Annotated in this window: 1 protein-coding gene; it reads left to right on the top strand. The window is 38.1% G+C overall.

What is annotated here, in order from left to right:
• Window positions 1-333: hypothetical protein (locus tag BGC07_RS13195; RefSeq protein ID WP_158006941.1), on the top strand; the 333-nt coding region annotated here is incomplete at its 5' end.
• Window positions 334-575: the final 242 nt, after the last annotated feature.

Genomic DNA, 575 nt, shown 5'->3' with positions numbered 1-575 from the left:
AAAAATGATTTTTTATATAAAATTGCAAAAGCTTCTAATAAGCAAGTATCATGGCCCGGGGGAAAGACGGTTGACTTGCTTAATAGTGAAGGAAAACCAGAATCTATTAGAGTCGCAACAAGGCTTTCAAAAGCTATAAAAATTGTACAAAAGAAGTCCTATGCTTCTCTAACACTGCTGAAAATGGATTTCGTTCAGCAAGTACAAGCAGGCTTAGCTGAAGGGGGAAAGAGTAAAGGCAATGCTGCTACAAAACTCTTCTATAAGAACCTTGCGCAAGGGAGCAGTAAGATTGATGAAGCTATCCAAACATATTCCGGAACTCATCAGTAAAAGCTAGATTTAATGCCTTCCGAAACAACGGCTTATAGTCATCTCTGCTTGATTTAATCCAACTTTTCTAATCCAAATTGATTGAAAATATAGTTGGTCACCGACCCACTTTAAATGACAACGAGGCTGATTTCATCGGTCTCGAGCCACTTTAATCTCTTATTGCTGACATCACTCTAATTTCACAGTATGGCTGATTTTCAGAGTATTGTGGTTCCTAAGTACTAAATTAAGCGACCGTC

Source organism: Piscirickettsia litoralis (assembly GCF_001720395.1).
Lineage (GTDB): Bacteria > Pseudomonadota > Gammaproteobacteria > Piscirickettsiales > Piscirickettsiaceae > Piscirickettsia > Piscirickettsia litoralis.
This window is presented reverse-complemented; position numbering and strand designations above follow the sequence as displayed.